Genomic DNA, 4,759 nt, shown 5'->3' on the forward strand with positions numbered 1-4,759 from the left:
CCGACAACTGATGTTCGGCCAGCGCCAGTAACGTCGCGCAGGGCTTGCCGCTCCGCCGCCGCGGGCGTACGCCGTTACGCCCCCGCGTTCACGCCTGGATGCGAGCCGCGCTTGGCAAGCCTGTTAACGGTAAAATGCCAGTTTCCCTTGTTGCCTGCCGTGCTCGCGCCTAGCTCGAGCGGACGGCCATTTCAGCATGCCAACGCTCGGCCCGCACGTACTGCGCAACAACTTGTTCGTCGCCCCTATGGCGGGCGTGACGGACCGGCCGTTTCGCCAGCTCTGCAAGCGGCTTGGTGCCGGCTACGCTGTATCTGAAATGGTTGCGTCCAATGCGCAGCTCTGGAAAAGCGAAAAAACGATGCGCCGTGCGAACCACACGGGCGAGGTCGAGCCGATCGCCGTTCAGATCGCCGGCGCCGATCCGGCGATGATGGCCGAAGCCGCGCGCTACAACGTCGCGAACGGCGCTCAGATCATCGACATCAACATGGGCTGCCCGGCGAAGAAGGTCTGCAACGTCGCGGCCGGCTCAGCGCTGTTGCAAAACGAGCCGCTCGTCGCTCGCATCGTCGAGGCTGTCGTCGGCGCGGTCGGTACGGGCCCCGATGCCGTCCCCGTCACGCTGAAGATTCGGACCGGCTGGGACCGCGCGCACAAGAATGCGCTGCGGATCGCGAGCATCGCCGAAAGCGCCGGCATTTCCATGTTGACGGTCCACGGCCGCACGCGCGCGGATCTCTATCACGGCGAAGCGGAGTACGACACGATCGCCGCGGTAAAAGCGGCGACGCGCCTTCCGGTCGTCGCCAACGGCGACATCGATTCACCGGAGAAAGCGCGCGCGGTGCTGACGGCGACGGGCGCGGACGCGATCATGATCGGCCGCGCGGCGCAGGGGCGCCCGTGGCTCTTCCGCGAAATCGATCATTTTCTGCAGCACGGCGAGCTGCTACCGCCGCCGCGCATTGCGGAAATTCGCGTGGTGATGAACGAGCACCTTGAGGATCATTACAAGTTTTACGGCGAATTCACGGGCGTTCGTACTGCCCGCAAGCACATCGGCTGGTACACTCGCGGCCTTCCCGGCGCCAACGCTTTCCGACACCGGATGAATACGCTCGATACCACACACGAACAACTGCTGGCCGTCAATCAGTTTTTCGACGAGCAGGAAGCCCTCTCGGATCGCCTCGTCTACACGAGCGACGAGACGGCCGCGGGCGGCGAGCCGACTTGTAACGAACCCTTAGCAGCATGAGCAAGCACAACATCGAACAATGCGTCCGCGACAGCCTGGGCATGTATTTCCAGGATCTCGACGGCGCCAACCCGCACGACGTATATGACATGGTCATCTCGTGCGTCGAAAAACCGATGCTCGAGGTGGTGCTCGAGCAGGCAGGCGGCAATCAGTCGCTCGCCGCCGAATACCTCGGCATCAACCGAAACACGTTGCGCAAGAAGCTGCAACAGTATGGCCTGACGTAGTCGCGCGCCGCCCTCGTTTCTTTTCGGTATCCGTTTCTATCATGATCAAGCAAGCGCTTATTTCCGTCTCCGACAAGTCTGGCATTGTCGAATTTGCCCGTTCTTTGTCGGCGCTCGGCGTCAAGATCCTGTCGACGGGCGGCACGGCGAAGCTCCTCGCCGAGGCCGGCCTGGCTGTCACAGAGGTCGCCGACTACACCGGCTTTCCTGAAATGCTCGACGGTCGCGTGAAGACGCTGCACCCGAAGGTGCACGGCGGCATTCTCGCGCGCCGCGACCTGCCCGAGCACATGGCCGCCCTCGAAACGCACGGCATCCCGACGATCGATCTGCTTGTCGTCAACCTCTACCCGTTCGTCGCGACCGTCTCGAAGGACGAATGCACGCTTGAGGACGCGATCGAGAACATCGACATCGGCGGCCCGACGATGCTGCGCTCTGCGGCTAAGAACCACCGCGACGTGACTGTCGTCGTCGATCCGACCGACTATGCGCGCGTACTCGACGAAATGCGCGCCAACGGCAACACGGTCAGCTACAAGACGAACTTCCGTCTCGCAACGAAGGTGTTTGCGCACACCGCGCAATACGACGGCGCAATCACGAACTACCTGACGAGCCTCACCGAAGCGCTGCACCACAACTCGCGCAATACGTATCCCGCCACGCTGAATCTCGCCTTCGATAAGGTGCAGGACTTGCGCTATGGCGAAAACCCGCACCAGAGCGCGGCGTTCTACCGCGATCTGGCCGCGCCGGCCGGCTCGCTCGCAGCCTATCGACAGTTGCAGGGCAAGGAACTGTCCTACAACAACATCGCCGATGCCGATGCGGCTTGGGAATGCGTGAAGACGTTCGACGCTACGGCCTGCGTCATCATCAAGCATGCGAACCCGTGCGGCGTGGCAATCGGTGTCGATCCGCTCGAGGCCTATTCGAAAGCGTTCCAGACCGATCCGACATCGGCCTTTGGCGGCATCATCGCGTTCAACCGCGAGCTCGACGAAAAGGCGGCGGCTGCCGTCGCGAAGCAGTTCGTCGAAGTGCTCATCGCACCGTCGTTCACCGAAGGCGCGCGGCAGGTGTTCGAAGCGAAGCAGAACGTGCGTCTGCTCGAAATCCCGCTCGGCAATGGGCAGAATCAGTTCGACTTCAAACGCGTGGGCGGCGGGCTGCTTGTGCAGTCGCCCGATGCGAAGAACGTCACGCCGCGCGAGCTGCGTGTCGTGACGAGGCGCCACCCGACGCCGCAAGAGATGGATGACCTGCTCTTTGCCTGGCGCGTCGCGAAGTTCGTGAAGTCCAATGCCATCGTCTTCTGCGGCAAGGGGATGACGCTCGGCGTCGGCGCGGGGCAGATGAGCCGCGTCGATTCCGCTCGCATCGCGAGCATCAAGGCACAAAACGCGGGTCTCTCGCTCGGCAGCTCGGCGGTGGCCTCGGATGCGTTCTTCCCGTTCCGTGATGGCCTCGACGTCGTGGTGACGGCCGGCGCGACCTGCGTGATCCAGCCGGGCGGCTCGGTGCGCGATGACGAAGTGATCGCCGCCGCCGATGAGCACAACATCGCCATGATCATGACGGGCGTTCGGCACTTCCGGCATTGAAGTTGTAGGCGAGCGCTCGCGTCACGTGGGCGCTCGTTTGTATCATCCGCCGGAGCGGCATGGTTGACGTCTACGTAGAGTCGCTACCCGCAGCGCGATGAACGGCGGCCGATCACGATCGACGCCAGCATCAAGCCAGCCCCGGCATACCGAATGAAGCTCGTGCCCACGAGCCAGCTGCACGCGAGCAACAGCCACGCAACCGTCGCCAATGCGAAAGCCGTATAGCGACGGTGCCGGTAAGCGTTGATGAAGCCCGCGCCTGACGACACAAGCGCCGCCAAGCTCGCCAGACAAATCCACCATGGATGAGTGGTCTGCGCGACAAACCAACCGGCATTCCACGCATTCCACAATCCCGCGACAGAACTCCAGCATATCGCGCATTTGGGTGCGCACAGCTGGAGCAGTGTGCCAAGCAGCTTCGCACCGTCTACCGTTCGACTTCGAGCAGTAGACAAACACATACGATCCATCTGGCGCACTCCGGTACCCCTCGCTCGCGCCCCGTCGCCTCAGCTTGCTTGCTTGTCGACAGCTGAAGGACCTTTCGTCGGCTCGCGGCCGTCGATAGAGCGCAGATACTGCGCCAGGGCTTCAACCTGATCAGCCGGAAGCGGGGCACCAAAGGCGTTGCGCATCTTGTTGATTTCGACGGCCCACTCGCCGACGGTCAATGGTGGTTGATGCAACACCATGCCCGTGGAATGGCACATCACGCAATTGGCGTTGGCAATCTCGGACCCTTTGCCCGGCGGAAACGAAGTCGAGCCACCGGGGAGCGTCACGTTGACCGCGGTGAAATGCACCGGCGGCACGAGTTTCGCTTGGCGCTGCGCCTGGTCGCTGGCGGAGTCCCGCAAAAACCGGGCGCCTGTGATCGCGACCAGCGCTCCGAGTAGTACTGGGATGCCCCAAAACAACACGATCCGTGCGCGTTTCACGTTCATACTTCCTTCCTCTTAAGCAACGTCAACGTCAATCGATTCAACGACGTTGCGCATGAATCCTGCGCCGTTCCAGTTCGGCGTAAATGGCTGCGCTTGGCCCGCGGAATCGATAGCCCGAACCATCAACGTCTCTTTGCCCGGTTGCGTGAATCGGACGTCCGTCTGCCACTGACGGAAGCTATATCGCCCGTGGTCAGCACCAAGCTGCGCAGGCGCCCACGTCCGTCCTGCGTCGGCTGACACCTGCACTTGCTGCAACGCATTGAAGCCGCCAAAAGCAATGCCGCGCACGGTCGTCGCTTGGCCCGCATGCAGCACCGCACCGGTTTGGAGGTTGGTGAAGAACGAGCGTGGCAGCATCTTGTTGATGGGGACTTGCTTAAACCCTGTCTCGCCGGGGCGAACGTTGGCGAAATGATTGTCGGGGACAAGGTACGCTTTGGCGGTCCAGAAATTGTCGTCGGGCTTGTCGAGCACTTCGATGTCGTGAACCATCTTGACCCAATAGGTCGCATACCATCCCGGCACCACCAAGCGCAACGGATAGCCGTTCACGAGCGGCAACGCCTCACCGTTCATGGCGTACGCCACCATCACTTCTCCATCGAGCGCATGGTCGATCTCGAGCGATTTCAGAAACTTCGGCGTCTGCGGTATGACGCCTTCGTCGAGACCGGAGAAACGCACCGCCACCGCGCCCGAGCGCACGCC

Annotated in this window: 6 protein-coding genes; 3 read left to right on the forward strand and 3 right to left on the reverse strand. The window is 62.4% G+C overall.

Going from position 1 to position 4,759, the window contains the following annotated elements:
* The first annotated feature begins 196 nt into the window (after window positions 1–196).
* Genes dusB through purH form a run of 3 tightly spaced genes read left to right on the forward strand, consistent with a single transcriptional unit; the run spans window position 197 to window position 3,098 of the window.
* Entirely contained in the window at window positions 197–1,261 is a 1,065-nt protein-coding gene (dusB, locus tag VL598_RS04430) for a tRNA dihydrouridine synthase DusB (protein WP_325325485.1), read from the forward strand.
* Window positions 1,258–1,491: a Fis family transcriptional regulator gene (locus VL598_RS04435; RefSeq protein WP_325325486.1), complete on the forward strand. Its 234-nt coding sequence runs from the start codon at window positions 1,258–1,260 to the stop codon at window positions 1,489–1,491. Before dusB ends, VL598_RS04435 begins: the two co-directional genes overlap by 4 nt.
* A gap of 41 nt (window positions 1,492–1,532) precedes the next feature.
* Window positions 1,533–3,098, forward strand: a complete 1,566-nt coding sequence (gene purH / locus VL598_RS04440) for a bifunctional phosphoribosylaminoimidazolecarboxamide formyltransferase/IMP cyclohydrolase (RefSeq protein ID WP_325325487.1) — start codon at window positions 1,533–1,535, stop codon at window positions 3,096–3,098.
* An 83-nt stretch (window positions 3,099–3,181) separates the two neighbouring features.
* Here the strand turns inward: purH and VL598_RS04445 are convergent, their stop codons facing one another.
* From VL598_RS04445 to VL598_RS04455, 3 genes are all read right to left on the reverse strand, one after another.
* Window positions 3,182–3,559: a hypothetical protein gene (locus VL598_RS04445; RefSeq protein ID WP_325325488.1), complete on the reverse strand. Its 378-nt coding sequence runs from the start codon at window positions 3,557–3,559 to the stop codon at window positions 3,182–3,184.
* 54 nt (window positions 3,560–3,613) lie between these two features.
* Entirely contained in the window at window positions 3,614–4,048 is a 435-nt protein-coding gene (locus VL598_RS04450) for a cytochrome c (protein WP_325325489.1), read from the reverse strand.
* 12 nt (window positions 4,049–4,060) lie between these two features.
* A partial coding sequence (locus VL598_RS04455; protein WP_325325490.1) for a molybdopterin-dependent oxidoreductase occupies window positions 4,061–4,759 on the reverse strand: 699 nt, incomplete at its 5' end.

Origin of the sequence: Trinickia sp. (assembly GCF_035492435.1) — a bacterium.
GTDB lineage: Bacteria > Pseudomonadota > Gammaproteobacteria > Burkholderiales > Burkholderiaceae > Trinickia.

Excerpts from the sequence above, each read along its gene's own strand:
- dusB (WP_325325485.1), top strand. The coding sequence starts at position 197 with ATGCCAACGCTCGGCCCGCACGTACTGCGCAACAACTTGTTCGTCGCC.
- VL598_RS04435 (WP_325325486.1), top strand. The coding sequence starts at position 1,258 with ATGAGCAAGCACAACATCGAACAATGCGTCCGCGACAGCCTGGGCATG.
- purH (WP_325325487.1), top strand. The coding sequence starts at position 1,533 with ATGATCAAGCAAGCGCTTATTTCCGTCTCCGACAAGTCTGGCATTGTC.
- VL598_RS04450 (WP_325325489.1), bottom strand. The coding sequence starts at position 4,048 with ATGAACGTGAAACGCGCACGGATCGTGTTGTTTTGGGGCATCCCAGTA.